Raw genomic sequence first — 18,392 nt, forward strand, 5'->3', positions numbered from 1 at the left:
ACCTCAGCCGTTAGGGCCCACTGTGGCAACGATGGTGACTTGCTTGTTGTCAGGTATTTCCTGATACGCCAGAACATGCAAATTCGGTACAGCCAGGCGACCGAAACGCGACAACATGGCGCGGATCGGGCCGGCGACCAACAGGATGGCCGGCTGACCCTGCATTTCCTGGCGCTGGGCCGCCTCGATCAGCGAACGTTGCAGCTTCTCGGCCATGCTAGGTTCCAGAAGAACACCATCTTCCTGACCCTGCCCGGCCCTTTGCAGACTATTCAGCAAAATCTGTTCCAACCTTGGCTCCAGGGTAATCACTGGCAGCTCCGACTCAACGCCGACAATGCTTTGCACGATGGCACGACACAATCCGACGCGCACTGCCGCCACCAGTGCGGCGGTATCTTGACTCTTGCCGGCGTTGTTCGCGATGGCCTCGGCAATACTGCGAATATCGCGCACTGGCACCTGTTCAGACAACAGTGCTTGCAGCACCTTGAGCAGCCCCGACAAGGAAATGACACCCGGCACCAGCTCTTCTGCAAGTTTAGGCGATGCCTTGGCAAGTACTTGCAGCAGTTGCTGAACCTCTTCGTGACCGATCAGCTCGTGGCAATGTTTCTGCAGGATCTGGTTGAGGTGGGTGGCCACCACGGTGCTTGCATCGACCACGGTGTAGCCCAGCGACTGCGCCTGCGAGCGCTGGCCAACGTCGATCCACACCGCCTCCAGGCCAAACGCCGGGTCGCGCGCGGCAATACCATTGAGGGTGCCGAACACCTGCCCCGGGTTGATCGCCAGCTCGCGGTCCGGATAGATCTCCGCCTCGGCCAGAATCACCCCCATCAGGGTCAGGCGATAGGCGCTGGGTTGCAGGTCGAGGTTGTCACGAATGTGCACGGTGGGCATCAGGAAACCCAGGTCCTGCGACAGCTTCTTGCGCACGCCCTTGATCCGCGCCAGCAACTGGCCACCCTGGTTGCGATCGACCAGCGGGATCAGCCGATAGCCAACCTCCAGGCCGATCATGTCGATGGGGGTGACGTCATCCCAACCCAGTTCCTTGGTTTCCAGCGCGCGTTGTGGCGAGGGCAGCAGGTCCTGCTGGCGCTGCGCCTCTTCCAGGGCTTTGACCTTGGCCTGCTGCTGTTTCTTCCACACCAGGTAGGCGCCCCCACCGGCCAGCAGGCCGAGACTGAGGAACGCCACGTGCGGCATGCCCGGCACCAGTCCCATGACGATCATCAACCCGCCAGACACAGCCAGGGCCTTGGGCGAATCGAACATCTGCCGATTGATCAGCTTGCCCATGTCCTCGGAGCCCGACGCGCGGGTTACCATGATCGCGGCGGCGGTGGACAGCAGCAGTGATGGCAATTGCGCCACCAAACCGTCACCGATGGTCAGCAAGGCGTACACCTTGCCGGCCTCCGTGAAACTCATGCCGTGCTGCATCATGCCGATCAATATGCCGCCGATCAGGTTGATGAACAGGATCAGCAAGCCGGCGATGGCATCACCGCGCACGAACTTGCTGGCACCGTCCATCGAACCGTAGAACTCGGCCTCCTGCGCCACCTCGGCACGGCGGTGCTTGGCCTGGGCCTGATCGATCAGGCCGGCATTGAGGTCGGCGTCGATGGCCATCTGCTTGCCGGGCATGGCGTCAAGGGTGAAACGCGCACTCACTTCCGAGATACGCCCGGCCCCCTTGGTCACCACCACGAAGTTGATGATCATGAGGATGGCGAACACGACGGCACCGACCACGTAGTTACCGCCGATCACCACCTCACCGAAGGCCTGGATCACTTTACCGGCAGCGCCGTGGCCCTCCTGGCCATGCAGCATGACCACACGGGTGGACGCCACGTTCAGGGCCAGGCGCAACAAAGTGGCCACCAGCAGGATGGTGGGGAACGCGGCAAAGTCGAGCGGGCGCAGGGCGTATACACACACCAGCAGCACCACGATCGACAGGGCGATGTTGAAGGTGAAGAACACGTCGAGCAGGAACGGCGGTATCGGCAACATCATCATTGCCAACATCACCAGCAGCAACAGCGGCACACCCAGGTTGCCCCGGCCGAGCCCGGCCAGGTTGTTACGGGCGTTGCTGATTAACTGAGTGCGATCCACCGCGAGTCCTCTTGATGCAAAACTTTGACGCCCAGGGGGCGCCTGGGCGTGGCTCTGCAAGAAGCCTTCCAACTTTTTGGTTTGGGCGTTCGCCGTGGTTTTTTGGTGTCGGTGAGATAGAGCGCCGCCCGCGCGGCGCATCGCGAGCTGCGCTCGCTCCTACGTTTGTTTCGGGCCAATTATTTCTGTGGGATTCGCGCACGAACGCCTTGGCGTATGCCGAGATATTACGTCGTACCAACAAGGCGGTCGCGCGCGCCTGTCACAGGCATGACTGGCCTGAAACAAACGTAGGAGCGAGCGCAGCTCGCGATGCGCCGCGCGGGCGGCGCTCTATCTCACCGGCACCAAAAAACCTACGCCGGACACATCAACTGTCACGCCGCAAATCCGGCGGGATCGGCAGGTCGTCCTTCAGCGGCTCTGGCCGCTTGCCCTTGCCAGCCCGGTACTGCCGAATCTGGAACACATACGCCAACACCTGGGCCACCGCCAGGTACAAGCCAGCAGGGATTTCCTGCTCAATTTCGGTGGAGTAATAAATCGCCCGCGCCAGCGCTGGCGATTCGAGGATCTGGATCTTGTGCTCCACGCCAATCTCGCGGATCTTCAAGGCAATGAAGTCAGTCCCCTTGGCCAGCAACAGTGGGGCCACCCCACCCTTCTCCGGGTCGTACTGCAAAGCCACCGCATAATGCGTCGGGTTGGTGATGATCACGTCGGCATCCGGCACCGCCGCCATCATGCGCCGCTGCGAAACCTCGCGCTGCAGTTGGCGGATACGCTGCTTGACCTCGGGTTTACCTTCGGTGTCCTTGTACTCGTCACGCACCTCCTGCTTGGTCATCTTCAGCTTGTTGTGCGCCTGCCACAACTGGAACGGCACGTCGGCCGCCGCAATCAACAGCAGCCCGGCCGACATCCACAACGCACTCCAGCCCACCACCTGCAGGCTATGGATGATCGCCTGCTCCAACGGCTCATTGGCGATGGCGAGAAGCGCCTGGCGGTCATTGACCAGCACCACTACCGCCACGACCAGAATCACGAGAAATTTCGCGAATGCTTTCAAGAGTTCGGTCAGGGCATTCATTGAGAACATGCGCTTGATCCCCGACAAGGGATTCATGCGGCTGAATTTGGGCTGCAGCAGGCTGCCGGAAAACAGGAAACCGCCCAGGACTATCGGCGCGACGAAGGAAATCACGAACAACAGGATCAATATCGGCTGCACCGCCCAGATGGCCATCTTGCCCGAGGCCAGCAGGAAAGCCCCCATGGCGCGCTCATCGACGATGAAGTCGCGGGTCAGGCTGAAGTTCATGCGCATGATCGCCAGCAGCGTCTCGGCCAGGTGGCCGCCAAACGCCAACAGGCCACCGGCACCGGCCAAGGTCACCGCCACCGTGTTCAGCTCCTTGGAACGCGCGATCTCGCCTTTCTCGCGAGCATCGCGCTTGCGCTTGTCGGTGGGCTCCTCTGTCTTGTCCTGACCGCTTTCGCTTTCCGCCATGTTCAGCGCGCCCTCGCCAGTTCACGCAGCCATTGCAGCGCTTCGCTGGCCAATGCCTGGTAATGGGAAAGTATATCGGCAAGCCCGACCCAAAAAATGAACATGCCCATGACCAGGGTCAGCGGAAAACCAATGGAGAAAATGTTCAGCTGCGGCGCGGCACGCGTCATTACGCCAAAGGCGATATTCACCACCAGCAGTGCGGCAATTGCCGGCAGGATCAGCAGGAGACCGGCACCGAACACCCAGCCGAGGCGCCCCGCCAGCTCCCAGAACTGATTGACCACCAACGCATTGCCCACCGGCAAGGTGGTGAAGCTTTCGGTCAGCACCTCGAACGCTACCAGATGGCCGTTCATCAGCAGGAACAACACGCTTACCAGCATGGTCATGAACTGGCTGATAACCGCGACGTTGACGCCGTTGGCCGGGTCGACCATCGATGCGAACGCCATGCCCATCTGCACCGCGACGACCTGGCCAGCGATCACGAAAGCCTGGAACAACAACTGCAATGACAATCCGAACAAGGCCCCGACGATGACCTGCTCGGCACACAGCAGCAGGCCGCGCAGGCTCAACGGGTCGAACTCGGGCAAGGGTGGCAGAGCCGGGACGATCACCACGGTGATAGCCACCGCCACATACAATCGCACCCGCGCCGGCAGCATGCGGGTGCCAAAGATCGGCATAGTCATCAGCACCGCCGTCACCCGGAACAACGGCAAGATGAAGGTGGCGACCCAAGTGCCGATCTGCGTATCGGTCAGCTCCAGCATCGGCGCGTCAACCGATCAACTGCGGGATGCTGGTGTAGAGGCTGACGAAGTACTCCATGAACTTCTGCACCAGCCACGGCCCGGCGACGATCAGTGTGACCAGCATCACCAGCAGGCGCGGCAAAAAGCTCAGCGTCTGTTCGTTGATCTGCGTGGCGGCCTGGAACATCGCCACCACCAAACCCACCAGCAGGCTCGGCACTACCAGTATGGCGACCATCAGGGTGGTCAGCCATAACGCATCACGAAACAGGTCGACAGCGACTTCAGGTGTCATCGGCGGCTCTCCTTGACGGCGTCAGACGCCGCCGAAACTGCTGGCCAGGGTGCCCATGATCAGCGCCCAACCATCCACCAGCACGAACAGCATGATCTTGAACGGCAGCGAGATGATCAGCGGCGACAGCATCATCATACCCATGGCCATCAGCACACTGGCCACGACCATGTCGATGATCAGGAACGGGATAAAGATCATGAAACCGATCTGGAACGCGGTCTTCAGCTCGGAGGTGACGAACGCCGGCACCAGGATGGTCAGCGGCACCTGGTCGGGGCCAGCGATGTCGGTACGCTTGGACAAGCGCATGAACAGGTCAAGGTCGCTTTGCCGGGTTTGCGCCAACATGAAGTCCTTGAGCGGCCCCTGGGCCTTGTCGATAGCCTGCTGGGCAGTCATCTGCTCCTTCAGGTACGGCTGCAGCGCGTCCTGGTTCACCCGATCGAACACCGGGGCCATGATGAACATGGTCAGGAACAGCGCCATGCCGGTCAACAGCTGGTTGGACGGTGTCTGCTGCAGGCCCAGGGCCTGGCGCAGGATCGAGAACACGATGATGATGCGGGTAAAGCTGGTCATCAGGATGACGAACGCCGGGATGAAGCTCAGCGCGGTCATGATCAGCAGGATTTGCAGGCTGACCGAATATTCCTGCTGCCCGTCCGGGGTGTTGGACAGGGTAATGGCCGGAATCGACAGCGGGTCGGCCGCCAGGGCCAGCGGCGCTGCCAGCAGCAGCGCCAGAGTCAACAACGTACGCAGCGCGCCGCTCATCACTTGTTGTCCTTAGGGTCCTTGCCCATCAGCTCCATCAGCCGCTGGGCAAACTCCGGCGTCGCCTGACGGACGCTTGCCGGCACTTCCACGGGTTCGGCCAGTACGTGCAGCGCCTCGATACTGCCGGGGGTATGGCCGATCAGGATCTGCTCCTTGCCCACCTGCACCAGCAGCAGGCGGTCACGCGGGCCGATGGCACGGCTGCCGACGATCTCGATCACCTGCCCACCCTTCACTGCGGTGCTCTGCAGGCGCCGCAGCAGCCAGGCCAGGAAGAAGATCAGGCCCACCACCAGCAGCAGGCCCAGGACCATCTGCGCCAGCTGCCCGCCGAGACTGCCAGGTTGAGCCGCCGGGGTGGCCGCTGGCGTGGCCGCGGCCATGCAGACGTGGCTGGCGAACAGCGCCGCAACTGCGGCGATGGCGCGCATCGTGCCCTTCACTCAGCGCAGCTTCTTGATACGTTCGCTGGGGCTGATCACGTCGGTCAGGCGGATGCCGAACTTTTCGTTGACCACAACCACTTCGCCATGGGCGATCAGCGTGCCGTTGACCAGCACGTCGAGCGGCTCGCCGGCCAGGCGGTCGAGCTCGATCACCGAGCCTTGGTTGAGCTGCAGCAAGTTGCGGATGTTGATCTCGGTGCTGCCCACCTCCATGGAAATGTTCACCGGGATGTCCAGGATCACGTCCAGGTTCGGGCCTTCGAGGCTGACATTTTCGTTCGGCTTCGGCGAGCTGGCGAATTCTTCCATCGGCAGGCGGCCAGGGCCGCTGCTGCCGGTGTCCCCGCCCAGCAGTGCATCGATGTCGGCCTGCCCGGCTGAACCGGTTTCTTCCAACGCTGCGGCCCACTCATCGGCCAGTGCCTGGTCCTCTGGGGAGGTGATCTCGTTTTCGTTAGCCATGATTTCCTCGACAGGCATTCAATTCGTTGTAAGCGACCGGCACACCGTCAGCGGCGTTCGATCGGGTCGATGATCTGCAGGGCAAGGTTGCCCTTGTGCGAGCCCAGCCGCGCCTTGAACGCGGGCACCCCGTTAGCGCGCAGCACCAGGTGCTCGGGCAGCTCGACCGGGATCACGTCACCCGGCTGCATGTGCAAGATGTCGCGCAGCTTCAGCTGGCGCCGGGCGACCGTTGCGCTCATTGGCACGGCCACGTCAAGCACGTCCTCGCGCAGGGCCTTGACCCAGCGCTCGTCCTGGTCGTCCAGGTCCGACTGGAAACCGGCATCGAGCATTTCCCGCACCGGCTCGATCATCGAGTACGGCATGGTCACGTGCAGATCGCCGCCACCGCCGTCCAGTTCGATGTGGAAGGTGGACACCACCACCGCCTCGCTGGGGCCGACAATGTTGGCCATGGCCGGGTTGACCTCGGAGTTCATGTACTCGAAGGTGACCGGCATGATCGCCTGCCAGGCTTCCTTGAGGTCGACGAAACACTGGTCCAGCACCATGCGCACCACGCGCAGTTCGGTCGGGGTGAACTCACGCCCCTCGATCTTGGCGTGGCGGCCATCGCCGCCAAAGAAGTTGTCCACCAGCTTGAACACCAGCTTGGCGTCAAGGATGAACAGCGAGGTGCCGCGTAGCGGCTTGATCTTGACCAGGTTGAGGCTGGTTGGCACGTACAGTGAATGCACGTATTCGCCAAACTTCATTACCTGCACGCCACCCACGGCCACGTCTGCGGAGCGGCGTAGCAGGTTGAACATGCTGATACGGGTGTAGCGGGCGAAGCGCTCGTTGATCATTTCCAGGGTCGGCATGCGACCCCGTACGATCCGATCCTGGCTGGTCAGGTCGTAGCTCTTGATGCTGCCAGGCTCGGATGCACTCTCGGTCTGCACCAGACCGTCGTCGACGCCGTGCAACAGGGCATCAATTTCATCCTGGGACAGCAGGTCCTGTACGGCCATTGCGGACTCCTACTGCAATACGAAATTGGTGAACAGCAACTGGTCAACGACCGGCTTGCCGACTTCCTTCTGCGCCACTTCCTGGACCACTGCGGTGGCCTTCTGGCGCAACATCTCCTGCCCTACCGGGCTGCTGGCAAGGGTGTCGAACCCTTGCCCGGAGAACATCATCACCAGGTTGTTGCGGATCACCGGCATGTGCACCTTGAGCGCATCCAGGTCGGCCTGGTTACGCGCCTGCAGGGTGATGCTCAACTGCATGTAGCGCTGACGGCCGTTCTGGTTGAAGTTGACCACGAAGGCCGGGGTCAGCGCTTCGTAGATCGCCGCTGGCTTGACGTTGCTGGCCGCTGCCTCGATAGCAGGAGCCGGCTCGCTCTTGTGCATGATGAACCAGGTAGCGCCCACCGAAAGGCCGATCGCCAGCAACAGGCCTACGACGGCCAGCAGGATCAGTTTGAGTTTGCCTTTAGTGGCGGGGTCTTTGACTGCTTCGCTCTTCGCCATGCCAATAATCCGTCGTCCATCGGGGGTTCAAGGGAGGATGGCTTGGCTTGAGCAAGTGTTATGCCAGAATTTGGCTTGAGAGATTTTGCGCTTGCGAGATCGAGCGCCGCCCGCGCGGCGCATCGCGAGCTGCGCTCGCTCCTACGTTTGTTTCGGGCCAATTATTCCTATGGGATCTGCGCGCGAACGCCTTGGCGCAGGCCGAGATATCACGTCGTATCAACAAGGCGGTCGCGCGCGCCTGTCACAGGCATGACTGGCCTGAAACAAACGTAGGAGCGAGCGCAGCTCGCGATGCGCCGCGCGGGCGGCGCTCGATCTCACTGCCCCCCCAAAAACAACGCCACGCACCAGACATCAGGCGTAATAATCGACCGCACTGTCGCCGACAACCACCTGCTGCTCCAAAGGCCGGGTGCTATCGACCGCCTCGGTTCCGCCCTGCTCGGCACGGCGCGCCGCCACTCCGGACAGGCTGCTGCCCTGCGCCTGCCCCTGCTGCTGCTGTTGCTGCCCGCGCGACTGGTCAGCCACGTTGACATCCGGCTGCGCCAGCCCCTGCTGGGCAAACAGTTCGCGCAGGCGGTGCAACTGGCTGTCGAGGGCATCACGTACGCCGGCGTGGCCGCTGATGAAGGTGACCTGGGTAGCCTGGTCCGCCGCAACATTGACGCGAATATCGAGGCGACCGAGCTCTGCCGGCTCCAGCTGGATATCAGCCGACTTGAGGTTCTGGCTGGACAAGTACATGACCCGGTTGACCAGGCCCTCGGCCCAAGCATTCTGGTTCATTGGCAATGGCTGGTGTAGCGGACTCGCATTGGCCGGGACGGCGTTGGCGGTCTTGGCGGTGGCCGCCTGGGTCAGGCTGGCCAGGCGGTTGGCAAAATCATCGATCCGGGTGTCGCTGCTGGCGCTCTTGGTGTCCTTCAGGCCGTCTTCAAGCAAGGCGCCAAAGGCCCTGTCACCGGATTCGGCGCTTTCGCCCTCGGTATTCTCGACCAGATTCGCCAAGGTATTGACGGCTGCCCGCCCATCCTCGGCCTGAGCCTGGGCAGCATCAAGGGCATGAGCCGAGGTGCCACCCTTGGCCTGGGCACTGTGCTCCAGCGCCAGGCGCAAGGTCGGCAGGTTGGCCAGGGGGTCGGCATCCGGGTCGAAGGCCTCCTCGGCAGATGCCTCTTCAGGCAGTGCGGCGGCAACCTGGGTTTGCGCCGTGGCCGCCTGCAGCACTGGCGCCACCGCCTCGGCCTGCGCCTGGATCAGTTGCGCGCCGGGCTGGGCATCAGTGACCTGACCGGCCACCAGGCTGGCATCATGCACACTCGTATCGGCCTGGGCCGAATCATCCTCTGGCAACTTTTTGCCGTCCTCGGCAACTGCAGCGTTGCCAGCCGGGTCTTTCTTGCCGCCCGTTGCCGCATCAGGCTTGTCCTTGGGCTTGGCCTGAACGCCCTTGTCATCCTGCCCGGCAACCTTGTCGCGACCCTGCCTGGCCATCATCTGGCCAAAAGCATCGCCCTTGTCGCCCAGCGCCTGAAGCGGTTTGTCCGCCTGCACGGTGGCCGAACGCGAGGTTTTGGCAATGGCATTGGCTTGCAACAAAGGGTTGGGTGCGACAGGCATCGAGCGGTCTCCGCGCCAGAAACAGAAATCATCCTGGCAGAGACACGCAAGACTCGCGCCAACTCGCCTATCAGCCTGCGGAAATACGCTGCTGCTCACCACGGTAAAAGTGCTGCACCACGACGAATTCCATGTCGATGCGGCTGATCAAGTCTTCAATACCGTACAAAGGGGGCCGCCGCGCGCGCTCTTCGAGCTGCTGACACAGGCTGGCCAAGGCCACAGCGCCCATGTTGCTGCTGCTACCCTTGAAACTATGAGCCGCTGCACCAAGCTCCTCGGCGCTTTTGGCCGCGTGCAACTGCCCAAGACGCCGTTCTGAGTCATCGAGAAAAGTCTGCACCAACTGCAGGTAGCCATCTTCCATGACCTCACGCAGGTCACTGAGTACCTTGTGGTCAATATGCATGTCAGTCACTTGTTCACTCCTTGATCAAGCCAGATTATGCCCGAGCCAACCAGTGGGTCACCATACGAACTCCACATGCGCGCAACGCCCGCCCTCACTCCAGCGCGCCTCACTGGCCAGCTGCCGAACCAGATTCAGACCGCGACCGCTCAGCCCCTGACCCAGCGAAGGCCGCGCAAGTACCCGCTGCACGTCGAAGCCGGCACCGCTGTCGCGCACCTCAATTATCAGGCGCCCACCGCCGTCATGCGGTTCAACCTTGAAATCAATGCTTACAAAGCCTTCGGTCAGCGAGCCCAGGCGCCGGGCGCGCTCCTGATAGTAGTCGGTAAAGCCTTGCACATCGCGCTTGAGCTGTGAGTCCAGGCCCAGCACACCATGCTCCAGCGCATTGGAATACAACTCGCTAAGCACACTGTGCAGGTTGCCGATACGCGCGCGCAGGCTGTGAATTTCCTGCAACAACTGCACCAGGTACGGCACAGGGTTGAAGCGCTTCAGGCTTTCGCCGCGCACCTCGAAGCCCAGCGACCAGTCCAGCGGGCTGGAGCGGCCACTGTCAGAGTAGATCATCGGTGCCGGCACCCGCTCATCGGCAGTGAACATGCGAATATCGCACAAGCTGATGTCATCTCGTGGCTGCCCACCAAAACGTTCCAGGGCCAACATCAGTTCATCGAACAACTGCACAGGGTCGCGGTTTTCGGCCAGCACGGCACGCAGGCGATGCACGCCAAACAGGCGTTCGTGTTCGTCGGCAGTATCGAGCACACCGTCTGACAGCAGCAACAGGCGCTCGCCCGGCGCCAGCGGCAACACCTCAGTGCTGTCATCGAAACGCTCAGCGGCCAGGATGCCCAGCGGCAGGTGCCGCGAACTCAGTGCCGACAGCACCTGGCCATCCACCGACAGGCGATAGCCATCGGGCATACCGCCATTCCATACCTCCACCAAGCCGCGCTGCATGCTGAGGTTGAGCAGCAGCGCACAGCAGAACATGTCTACCGGCAGGATGCGCTTGAGCTTGGCATTCATCTCGCGCAGGATCTGCGTCATGCTGCAGCCCTTGGCGGTCATGCCGTAGAACACCTCAGCCATCGGCATGGCGCCGACCGCTGCAGGCAGGCCGTGACCGGTAAAATCGCCGAGCAGCACACGCATGTCGCCGGCCGGGGTAAATGCCGCCAGCATCAGGTCGCCATTGAACAGCGCGTAAGGCGATTGCAGGTAGCGAATGTTGGGCGCAGAAAGGCATCCAGAGTGGGCCACTTTGTCGAACACCGCCTTGGCCACCCGCTGCTCGTTAAGCAGATGATGGTGATGCCGTGTGATCTGATCGCGCTGCGCCAACACGGTAGCCTGCAACCGGCGCAGACGGTCCATGGCGCGAATCTTGGCAGCGAGGATCACCGCGCTGTAGGGCTTGGCCATGAAATCATCGCCACCCGCCTCAAGGCAACGCACCAGGCCTTCTTCTTCATTCAGCGACGTCAGGAAAATGATCGGCACCAGCGCTTCGCCAGCCAATGCCTTGATCTGCCGCGCCGCCTCGAAGCCATCCATGACCGGCATCAGGGCGTCCAGCAGCACCAGCTGAGGGCGCCGCTCGATGAACAGCGCTACCGCTTGCTCGCCGTTCTCTGCGGTGAATACCTGATGACCCTGGCGGCGCACGATCTGCGCAAGCAGAAGGCGATCGACAGCACTGTCTTCGGCGACCAGCACGGTCAGCGCCTGTTCGGCCGGCATGTCGGCGCTCAACTACTGATATCGAAGAGTTTTTCGAAATTGGAGATGGCGAGAATCTTGCGCACGTCGGAGCTGGCATGCACTACCCGCACATCCGACTCGTCACCGCCCGCGTGGTCGCGCAGCAACAGCAGCATGCCAAGCGCAGAGCTGTCGAGGTAGGTGGTGTCCTTCAGGTCGACGACGACCGAATCCGGCCGCTTGGGCTGGCGCTCGTAGGCGTCGCGGAACTCTTGGTGCTTGCCGAAATCGAAGCGCCCTTTGATCTTGATGGTCAGCTTTTTCCCGTCCTGCGAAAAATCAGTCTCGACTGCCATGCTAGCGATTCCTTCGATGATGGCGGATGCAACTGTTTAAGGTTTAGCAGGCGATGGTAGGGGTGGCAAGTGTTCAGCATGGGGCCTGCGGTGCTCATGAGATCGAGCGCCGCCCGCGCGGCGCATCGCGAGCTGCGCTCGCTCCTACGTTTGTTTCGGGCCAGTTATTCCTATGGGATTTGCGCGCGAACGCCTTGGCGCATGGCGCATTATCACGTCGTACAAACAAGGCGGTCGCGCGCGCCTGCAACAGGCGTGACTGGCCCGAAACAAACGTAGGAGCGAGCGCAGCTCGCGATGCGCCGCGCGGGCGGCGCTCGATCTCACAGACACTGCAAGACCTGCGACAAACACTTACAAATGGCTCTTGCCGCGGCAAACGCTACGACAAACACCTAAAAATGGCTCTGCCGCGGCAAACGCTGCGACAGCTCATCCAGCAAGTGCTGCTCACGCTTGTCTTCAGCACGCCGGGCCTCGTCCTGGTAGCGCTGCACCAGCTTGCGCAAACCCTCCACCCGGGCATAGGCCTGCTGCCAGGTACCACGTGCGTTGTTGAGGTTGTTCTGGTGCCAGACCAGGCTCTGACGCTGCTGGGTCATGGCCGTTTCCAGCTGCCCGAGAAAACGCTGGTAATTGACCAGCCAGCTACCATTGACCCCTTGCCCGCCGCGGTTGATCCACTGCAGCTGGTAATCCTCGCGAAAGCGCTCCAGCTCGGCCAACTTGGCCTGGGCCGTGGCCACCTGCTGCTGAAAATGGCCAAGACGCTGAGCGGCCTTGCGCTCGGCCTCTTCGGCCATGTCCACCACCGGCGCCAGGCGCGCGGCACGTCCGGGCTGCGCCATGGCTTATCAACCTGCCGGGGGCGTGAAAATCGCCCCCAGCTGCTCGCGGCTCTGCGCCATGCCCACGTCCTCGCGCAGGCCCTGACGCAGGAACTCAACCAGCTTCGATTGCAACGCAATGGCCAGGTCGGTCTCCGGATCACCGCCGGCCACATAGGCACCCACGCTGATCAGGTCGCGGCTTTGTGACAGACGCGACCACAGTTGCTTGAACTTCTGCGCCTGGCGCAAGTGGTCGGCATCGACCACTTGGGGCATGACCCGGCTGATCGAGGCTTCGATGTCGATGGCCGGGTAATGGCCTTCCTCAGCCAGCCGACGCGACAGCACAAAGTGGCCGTCGAGCACGCCCCGCGCCGAGTCGGCGATCGGGTCTTGCTGGTCGTCGCCTTCGGACAACACGGTATAGAACGCAGTGATCGAACCACCGCCGGGTTCGCCATTGCCTGCCCGCTCCACCAGTTTGGGCAGTTTGGCAAACACCGATGGCGGGTAGCCCCGGGTGGCTGGCGGCTCGCCGATGGCCAGGGCAATCTCCCGCTGAGCCTGGGCGAAGCGGGTCAAGGAGTCCATCAGCAAGAGCACATTCTTGCCTTTGTCGCGGAAGTACTCGGCAATGCGAGTGCAATACATGGCGGCACGCAGGCGCATCAGCGGCGCGTCGTCTGCCGGCGACGCCACCACCACCGAGCGCTTGAGGCCCTCTTCACCGAGGATGTGCTCAATGAACTCCTTCACCTCGCGCCCCCGCTCACCGATCAGACCGACCACGATGATTTCGGCTTCGGTGAAGCGGGTCATCATGCCCAGCAGCACCGATTTACCCACCCCGGTACCGGCAAACAGGCCTAGCCGCTGGCCCCGGCCGACGGTAAGCAGGCCGTTGATACTGCGAATGCCCACATCCAACGGCTTGCTGATAGGGTCGCGGTTGAGCGGGTTGATCACCGGACCATCCATCGGCACCCAGTCCTCGGCCTTCATCCCGCCCTTGCCATCTAGCGCACGGCCGGCGCCGTCGAGCACCCGGCCCAGCATGCTCATACCCATCGGCAAGCGGCCGCTGTCATCCAGCGGAACTACGCGTGCCCCCGGAGCAATACCGACGATGCTGCCCACCGGCATCAGAAACACCTTGGGCCCGGCAAAGCCCATGACTTCGGCCTCAACCTGCACCGGGTGATAACTGTCATCGTTGATCACCAGGCAGCGGCTGCCCACTGCAGCGCGCAGGCCTTCGGCTTCCAGGGTGAGGCCGACCATACGCAGCAAGCGGCCTTCGACGATGGGCTGGGACGGCAGCGCGATGGCCTCGGCGTAGGTGCCCAGGCGCTTGCCGAAGCTGGTGCGTTCAAGGTGCATCGGGGTTGTCCACGGCACGCTCGACCGGCGCGCCCAGATCTATCGCCATGTCTGGCACCGCCGGGTGCAGGGAATGGTCGTGCAACTGGTCGAACAACTGCGCCACCGCTTTTTCAATACGCGTTTCCATGGTGGCATCGATACGGCTGTGGGCCGTCTCGATGCGGCAACCACCCGGCAGCAATGCGCTGTCTTCCAGCAGCCGCCAGTTCTCCTCATGGCGCTCGCGCAGGGCCTTGGCCAGCTCGAAATCCTGCGGGTTGAGGTGGATGCGGATATTGTCCGCGCCCATGGGCAGCAGCTTGAGCGCTTCGCGCAGCACCTGAGTGATCTGGCTGGAATCGTTGCGCAGCTCGCGGCCAATCACCTGGCGAGCCATGTGCGCCACCAGGTGCACCAGGCTTTTCTCGATCTGCGTGTCCTGCTCGGCGATCGGCTCCATCAGGTTGGCCATCAGCAGTTCGAGGCTGTCCAGCTTGGCCTTCAGGGCCTCTTCGGCCTCCTGGCGAACCTTGAGCTGGGTGCTGTGGAAGCCCTCGCGCTCACCAGTGGCGAAGCCCTCGTTGTAGGCCTCCTGACGGATGGCTTCGAGCTCTTCCAGAGTCAGTGGCTGGACTTCTTCCAGCGGCACTTCCTCGACTTCTTCCGCGATGACCTCGGGCTCCGCCTCTGGCTCGGGCTCTGGCTCGGGTTCCGGGTCGAAGCTTGGCAGCGTCCACACGTCCACGCCCTCAAGGTCGCGGGCGCGGATCAGGTCGCTGGGGTGGTGTTCTTTGGTGGGCATGCTGTCATGTTCTCAAACCATGTCTGGCCGACACGGTCCCTTGTAGGAGCGGGTTCACCCGCGAATGCGTCGGCAGCGACAACCTCGATTGCCAGGGCCGACGCCTTCGCGGGTAAACCCGCTCCTACATAAGGCGGCGTCGGCTATGGGATCGCGAATACCTTAGATCATTTCCTCGGCGCCCTTGCCGCCGAGGACGATCTCGCCGGCCTCGGCCATACGCCGGGCAATGGTGAGGATTTCTTTCTGCGCGGTTTCCACGTCGCTGACCCGTACCGGCCCTTTGGCCTCCAGGTCGTCGCGCAGCAGCTCCGAAGCACGTTTGGACATGTTCTTGAAGATCTTGTCCTTGACCCGCTCGTCGGCGCCCTTGAGCGACACCACCAACACGTCGGAGGACACTTCGCGCAACAGCGCCTGGATGCCCCGGTCGTCGACATCGGCCAGGTTGTTGAAGACGAACATCAAGTCTTCGATCTGCTCCGACAGGTCGCTGTCGATTTCGCGGATCGCGTCCATCAGTGCACCTTCCACCGAGCTGTCGAGGAAGTTCATGATGTCGGCAGCACGCTTGATACCACCCAAGGTGGTGCGCGCGGCATTGGAGTTGCCCGAGAACTGCTTCTCGAGGATCTGGTTCAGCTCCTTCAGCGCCGCCGGCTGTACGGTGTTCAGCGATGACACGCGCAAGACGATGTCAAGGCGCACCTTGTGGTCGAAATTGCTCAGCACTTCACCGGCCTGGTCGGGGTCGAGGTAGGCGACGACGATGGCCTGGATCTGCGGGTGCTCGTAGCGGATTACGTCGGCAACGGCGCGCGGCTCCATCCACTTGAGGCTGTCCAGGCCGCTGGTGTTGCCACCGAGCAGGATGCGGTCGACCAGGCCGTTGGCCTTGTCCTCGCCCAGGGCCTGGTTGAGCATCTTGCGGATATAGGCATCGGAGCCCACGCCCAGGCTGGTTTGGTCGCCGACGATTTCGACGAACTCGCTCATCACCTGTTCGACCTGGTCACGGTGCACATTGCCCATCTGCGCCATGGCCACACCCACCCGTTGCACTTCCTTGGGCCCCATGTGCCGCAGCACCTGGGCGGCGTCGGTCTCGCCCAGCGAAAGCAGGAGGATCGCCGCCTTGTCGACGCGGCTCAGCTTGGCGGTAACGGCTCGGTTATCACTCATCGGCGTTGATCCACTCTTTCACGACCTGGGCAACGCGGCCCGGGTCTTCGGCCACCAGGCCTTTGATTGCGTTGAGCTGTGCCTCGTAACCCTCGCTCGGGCTAGGCAGCAGAATGCTTGTCGGGCCACCCAGACTGACGCGGTCGTTGGCCAGTTCGCCATCCAGACCCATCATGCCGCCCAGCTCCATGTCGCTGTCCGGGGCAGCCTGCTTGCCGCCCCCGGTAATGTTGTTCAGCACCGGTCGCAGCACACCGAACACCAGCACCAGGATGAACACCACGCCCAGCACCTGCTTGACGATATCCCAGAACCACGGCTGCTGGTAGAAGGCGATGTCGGCGATTTCCTCGCCACGGTCGGCGGCGAACGGCACGTTGATCACCGTCACGCTGTCGCCCCGGCTGGCATCGAAGCCGACGGCGTCCTGCACCAGGCGAGTAAAGCGCGCCAAGTCCTCCGCGCCCCATGGCGCTCGAGTGGCATCGCCAGTGGCCGGGTCGACCTTGACCTGGTCGTCCACCACCACCGCTACCGACAGGCGGGTCATGCGCCCCTGCTGCTGGCGAGTGTGGCTGATGGAACGGTCCAGCTCGAAGTTCTTGGTGCTTTGCTGACGTTTATCTGACGGGTATGGCGCGAGCATCGGCTGGCCGGTGGCCGGGTCCATGATCTGCTGGCCATTGGCATCCACCAGCGGCTGGCCAGGCTGAATGGCAGCAGCCGGGGTAGCCGCGCCACCGGTGGTCTGCGGTGCCGAAGCGGCGCCTGGCGGCTGGTTGCTCAGTGCGCCAGGCACGCCTTGCGGACCTTGGCTGCTGGCACGTTGCTCGTCAACCGACTGCTCGCTGCGCAACGCCGGCTGGTCGGGATTGAACTGTTCGGAGGTGGACTCGACCGCGCTGAAGTCAAGGTCGGCGGACACTTCAGCCTTGTAGCGGTCGTTGCCCAGCACCGGCTGCAGAATATTGTGCACGCGCTGGGTGAGCATGCTTTCCACCCGGCGGCTGTAGTCGAACTGCTTCCCGGCCTGGGTCAGCGCGGAATCCTGAATCTGATCGGACAGCAGGTTGCCCTTCTGGTCGACGACGGTGACCTGGGATTTGTCCAGTTCCGGCACGCTGGTGGCGACCAGGTTGACAATCGCCATCACCTGCCCGGCTTCCAGCGCGCGGCCTGGGTACAGCTCGACCAGTACCGAGGCGCTGGGCTTGCGTTCATCACGCACGAACACCGAGCTTTTCGGAATGGCCAGGTGCACGCGCGCGCCCTTGACGTTGTTGAGGCTGGAAATGGTACGGGCCAGTTCGCCTTCCAGGCTGCGGCGGTAACGGGTGGCTTCCATGAACTGGCTGGTGCCCAGGCCCTGCTCCTTGTCGAGCAGCTCGAAGCCGACATTGCCGTCGCTCGGCGCCACGCCGGCGGCTGCCAGTTTCAGGCGCGCACGGGAGAGGTCGTCGGCCTTGACCAGCAGGGCCCCCGAGTTGGGCTCCACGTTATAGGGGATGTCAGCAGCGGCCAGGGTGTCCATGACCTGCTTGGTGTCCATGCCCGACAGGCTGCCGTACAACGGACGGTAATCGGGCTGTTGCGACCACAACACCACGGCAAAGCCGATGGCCACGCTGGCCGCCAGGCCGACCAAGAGGCCGATCTGGCGCAGCATGGGCATCTGCGAGATATTTTCCAGAAACGCCATGCCAAACAGCGGCGGCTTGGCCGCTGGCGAGCCAGCCTTGGCGGGGGCGTTTTCGACGACTGCTTCAGCCATGGGTTACATCCGTCCTCAAACCGGCATCTGCATGATGTCCTGATACGCCTGGACCAGCTTGTTGCGTACCTGGGTCAAGGCTTGCATCGACACGCTGGCCTTTTGCGAAGCGATCATCACGTCAGTCAGGTCGACGCCGCTCTTGCCGATTTCGAACGCGTTGGCCAGCTGGGTCGAAGCCTGCTGCGTCTCATGCACCTTGCCGATGGCCTGGCCGAGCATGTCGGCGAAGGTACTTTGCCCTGGCGCCAGCTCGGGGGCGGCGGTTGCCTTGGGCAGCGACATGGCATCGGCCTGCATGGCCCGCATGTCCAACATCAGACGATTGAATTCAACACCTTGGCTCATGACCCTTCTCTCTCCTGCGGCCGCATTTTTTTGACAGTCATGCGGCGAATGACCTACGTAAAGCAACAAAGGTGCCAGCCTTG

At 62.6% G+C, this 18,392-nt stretch carries 19 protein-coding genes; all 19 read right to left on the reverse strand.

The window, feature by feature from the left end; translation table 11 throughout:
* Positions 1 to 3: 3 nt before the first annotated feature.
* The 19 genes from flhA to fliE all read right to left on the reverse strand — a co-directional run bounded on the left by flhA (position 4) and on the right by fliE (position 18,309).
* Positions 4 to 2,133 carry a flagellar biosynthesis protein FlhA gene (gene flhA, locus ACF8EA_RS20300; protein WP_021785191.1) on the reverse strand — a complete coding sequence of 710 codons (2,130 nt, stop codon included), beginning with the start codon at positions 2,131 to 2,133 and terminating at the stop codon, positions 4 to 6.
* A gap of 370 nt (positions 2,134 to 2,503) precedes the next feature.
* Entirely contained in the window at positions 2,504 to 3,646 is a 1,143-nt protein-coding gene (flhB, locus tag ACF8EA_RS20305; protein WP_021785190.1) for a flagellar biosynthesis protein FlhB, read from the reverse strand.
* A 2-nt stretch (positions 3,647 to 3,648) separates the two neighbouring features.
* Complete coding sequence (fliR, locus tag ACF8EA_RS20310) at positions 3,649 to 4,425, reverse strand: flagellar biosynthetic protein FliR (RefSeq protein ID WP_021785189.1); 777 nt, start codon at positions 4,423 to 4,425, stop codon at positions 3,649 to 3,651.
* A gap of 7 nt (positions 4,426 to 4,432) precedes the next feature.
* A complete protein-coding gene (fliQ, locus tag ACF8EA_RS20315; RefSeq protein ID WP_021785188.1) occupies positions 4,433 to 4,702 on the reverse strand; it encodes a flagellar biosynthesis protein FliQ in 270 nt (89 codons plus the stop codon).
* Positions 4,703 to 4,723: 21 nt separating this feature from the next.
* On the reverse strand, positions 4,724 to 5,479 hold the full coding sequence (gene fliP, locus ACF8EA_RS20320; protein WP_003254415.1) for a flagellar type III secretion system pore protein FliP: 756 nt from the start codon (positions 5,477 to 5,479) through the stop codon (positions 4,724 to 4,726).
* Positions 5,479 to 5,913 carry a flagellar biosynthetic protein FliO gene (gene fliO, locus ACF8EA_RS20325; RefSeq protein WP_031322757.1) on the reverse strand — a complete coding sequence of 145 codons (435 nt, stop codon included), beginning with the start codon at positions 5,911 to 5,913 and terminating at the stop codon, positions 5,479 to 5,481. The genes fliP and fliO overlap by 1 nt, the downstream gene beginning before the upstream one ends.
* Positions 5,914 to 5,925: 12 nt before the next feature.
* Positions 5,926 to 6,390: a flagellar motor switch protein FliN gene (gene fliN / locus ACF8EA_RS20330; RefSeq protein WP_003254417.1), complete on the reverse strand. Its 465-nt coding sequence runs from the start codon at positions 6,388 to 6,390 to the stop codon at positions 5,926 to 5,928.
* A gap of 47 nt (positions 6,391 to 6,437) precedes the next feature.
* The gene (gene fliM, locus ACF8EA_RS20335; RefSeq protein WP_021785186.1) at positions 6,438 to 7,406 is read right to left on the reverse strand and encodes a flagellar motor switch protein FliM; all 969 of its coding nucleotides are present in this window, start codon (positions 7,404 to 7,406) and stop codon (positions 6,438 to 6,440) included.
* 9 nt (positions 7,407 to 7,415) lie between these two features.
* On the reverse strand, positions 7,416 to 7,913 hold the full coding sequence (fliL, locus tag ACF8EA_RS20340; RefSeq protein WP_103469891.1) for a flagellar basal body-associated protein FliL: 498 nt from the start codon (positions 7,911 to 7,913) through the stop codon (positions 7,416 to 7,418).
* Positions 7,914 to 8,270: 357 nt separating this feature from the next.
* On the reverse strand, positions 8,271 to 9,539 hold the full coding sequence (locus tag ACF8EA_RS20345) for a flagellar hook-length control protein FliK (protein WP_392523082.1): 1,269 nt from the start codon (positions 9,537 to 9,539) through the stop codon (positions 8,271 to 8,273).
* A gap of 70 nt (positions 9,540 to 9,609) precedes the next feature.
* On the reverse strand, positions 9,610 to 9,957 hold the full coding sequence (locus ACF8EA_RS20350; protein WP_004577674.1) for an Hpt domain-containing protein: 348 nt from the start codon (positions 9,955 to 9,957) through the stop codon (positions 9,610 to 9,612).
* A gap of 48 nt (positions 9,958 to 10,005) precedes the next feature.
* A complete protein-coding gene (locus ACF8EA_RS20355) occupies positions 10,006 to 11,697 on the reverse strand; it encodes a fused response regulator/phosphatase (protein WP_135192494.1) in 1,692 nt (563 codons plus the stop codon).
* 8 nt (positions 11,698 to 11,705) lie between these two features.
* Positions 11,706 to 12,014 carry an STAS domain-containing protein gene (locus tag ACF8EA_RS20360; protein WP_021785182.1) on the reverse strand — a complete coding sequence of 103 codons (309 nt, stop codon included), beginning with the start codon at positions 12,012 to 12,014 and terminating at the stop codon, positions 11,706 to 11,708.
* Between the two features lie 395 nt (positions 12,015 to 12,409).
* Positions 12,410 to 12,862, reverse strand: a complete 453-nt coding sequence (gene fliJ / locus ACF8EA_RS20365; RefSeq protein ID WP_103469894.1) for a flagellar export protein FliJ — start codon at positions 12,860 to 12,862, stop codon at positions 12,410 to 12,412.
* A gap of 6 nt (positions 12,863 to 12,868) precedes the next feature.
* Positions 12,869 to 14,224 (reverse strand): flagellar protein export ATPase FliI, encoded by a 1,356-nt coding sequence (gene fliI, locus ACF8EA_RS20370; protein ID WP_021785180.1) that lies wholly within the window; start codon positions 14,222 to 14,224, stop codon positions 12,869 to 12,871.
* A complete protein-coding gene (fliH, locus tag ACF8EA_RS20375) occupies positions 14,214 to 15,008 on the reverse strand; it encodes a flagellar assembly protein FliH (protein ID WP_392523083.1) in 795 nt (264 codons plus the stop codon). Before fliH ends, fliI begins: the two co-directional genes overlap by 11 nt.
* A gap of 162 nt (positions 15,009 to 15,170) precedes the next feature.
* Positions 15,171 to 16,190 carry a flagellar motor switch protein FliG gene (fliG, locus tag ACF8EA_RS20380; RefSeq protein ID WP_013973604.1) on the reverse strand — a complete coding sequence of 340 codons (1,020 nt, stop codon included), beginning with the start codon at positions 16,188 to 16,190 and terminating at the stop codon, positions 15,171 to 15,173.
* The gene (gene fliF / locus ACF8EA_RS20385) at positions 16,183 to 17,961 is read right to left on the reverse strand and encodes a flagellar basal-body MS-ring/collar protein FliF (protein ID WP_021785178.1); all 1,779 of its coding nucleotides are present in this window, start codon (positions 17,959 to 17,961) and stop codon (positions 16,183 to 16,185) included. The genes fliG and fliF overlap by 8 nt, the downstream gene beginning before the upstream one ends.
* A 15-nt stretch (positions 17,962 to 17,976) precedes the next feature.
* Complete coding sequence (fliE, locus tag ACF8EA_RS20390; protein ID WP_021785177.1) at positions 17,977 to 18,309, reverse strand: flagellar hook-basal body complex protein FliE; 333 nt, start codon at positions 18,307 to 18,309, stop codon at positions 17,977 to 17,979.
* Positions 18,310 to 18,392 lie beyond the last annotated feature (83 nt).

The organism is Pseudomonas sp. YQ_5 (genome assembly GCF_043103305.1).
Classification (GTDB): domain Bacteria; phylum Pseudomonadota; class Gammaproteobacteria; order Pseudomonadales; family Pseudomonadaceae; genus Aquipseudomonas; species Aquipseudomonas putida_Y.